Raw genomic sequence first — 1,586 nt, 5'->3', positions numbered from 1 at the left:
AATCCCCTGTAACCCTTATGGGGTACAGTTTATAAGCAACGTACCGCACTAGCCATCCCCAAAAAGGACGGCAGTACCAGAATGCTAAAAATTCCAACTATGGCAGACCGAGCTTGGCAATGCCTCGTAAAGTTCGCACTAGAACCAGCTTGCGCGTTGCAACATTCCACGAAAGAAGCTACGGGTTCAGACCAGGACGTTCGGCACATGATGCCCAGAAAATCCTGTTTATAAATCTACGCTCATGCTGTAATGGAATCAATAAACGAGTGATTGAACTCGATATTGAAAAATGCTTTGACAGGATAAGTCACACCACAATCATGGAAAACCTTATTGCCCCTAAAGGCATTAAATCTGGCATATTCCGCTGCCTCAAAAGCGGAACAAACCCAGAGTTTCCCGAGCAAGGTACACCGCAAGGTGGCGTGGTAAGTCCGCTATTAGCCAACATCGCTCTCAACGGAATCGAAAGTATCCACCGATATCATAAAAACGGGTTCAAAATTTCTGAAAATACCCCGGAAAAAAATATCGTAGAACCATCAATCCGCTACGCGGACGATATGGTTATCTTACTCCGACCAGAAGACGATGCAACAGAGATACTTGACAAAATCGACAAATTCCTAGCCAACAAAGGAATGAAGCTTAGCGAAAAGAAGACAAGAGTAACCGCTGCGACAGATGGTTTTGACTTCCTTGGCTGGCACTTCAAAGTGCAAAGTAACGGGAGATTTAGAAGTACGCCCTCGGTGGAAAACTTCAAAAAATTCCGTCAGAAGGTAAAAGCTATTGTCAACAACTCGAATTATGGTTCTAATGTAAAAGCTGAAAAGCTAGCGCCAATAATTAGAGGATGGAGGAACTACCACCGCTTCTGTAAAATGGATGGGTCAAGGCTCTCGCTTTGGCACACCAACAAAAGAACGTGGAAGGTGTTTAATAAGGAAAAAAGAAACGACAAAGAATCAACTACAAAGTTGATAAAAAGAGCGTTTCCTGAAGTTCCTTACTCCGAAAACAAACATGTCAATGTTGAAGGAAAAAAATCACCTTTCGATGGAGACATGCCCTACTGGAGCGAACGCAACAGTAAATTATATAACGGAGAAACCTCTAAGGCACTAAAACGCCAGAATCATACATGTGGTCATTGTGGCTTAAAATTTATAAGTGAAGAACGAGTAAACCTACACCACATAGACGGAAACCATGACAACTGGAAGAGTAAGAATCTAACAGCAATACATGAATCCTGTCACGATTATATCCACATGAGTAAAAGGGTTATCCCTTAAGAATATCGGGAGCCGTGTGCAACGAAAGTGGCACGCACGGATCTAACAGAGAGGGACGGGGAATAATATCCCCTCTCGACTCTAACTGATGGCTAATCACAAATTGGCTAAGGCAATTGCTGATATGAGCTTTTTTGAGTTTCGTCGCCAGTTGACCTACAAGTGTGAGTTGTATGGTTCAAGATTGCTTGTGGTTGACCGATGGTTTCCGTCCAGCAAGACTTGCTCTAATACCAATCCGCGTTCAAAAGCGTAAAACTGGTAAAATGAATAGGAGTTAAAATA

The 1,586-nt window shown here is 42.8% G+C and carries 1 protein-coding gene and 1 pseudogene; both read left to right on the top strand.

Going from position 1 to position 1,586, the window contains the following annotated elements; all coding sequences use genetic code 11:
* Positions 1 to 48: 48 nt before the first annotated feature.
* A pseudogene (locus tag DP116_RS28190) lies at positions 49 to 1,301 on the top strand (group II intron reverse transcriptase); the annotation flags it as partial.
* Between the two features lie 88 nt (positions 1,302 to 1,389).
* Positions 1,390 to 1,557, top strand: a complete 168-nt coding sequence (locus DP116_RS28185) for a zinc ribbon domain-containing protein (protein ID WP_246275845.1) — start codon at positions 1,390 to 1,392, stop codon at positions 1,555 to 1,557.
* The last annotated feature ends 29 nt before the right edge of the window (positions 1,558 to 1,586 follow it).

The organism is Brasilonema bromeliae SPC951 (genome assembly GCF_012912135.1).
GTDB classification, from domain to species: Bacteria; Cyanobacteriota; Cyanobacteriia; order Cyanobacteriales; family Nostocaceae; genus Brasilonema; species Brasilonema bromeliae.
The sequence above is the reverse complement of the archived record's forward strand: the minus strand, read 5'-3'. Positions and strand labels throughout refer to the sequence as shown.

What these genes read in the sequence shown, in the direction of transcription:
- DP116_RS28185 (WP_246275845.1), top strand. Translation starts at nt 1,390, where the DNA reads ATGGCTAATCACAAATTGGCTAAGGCAATTGCTGATATGAGCTTTTTT.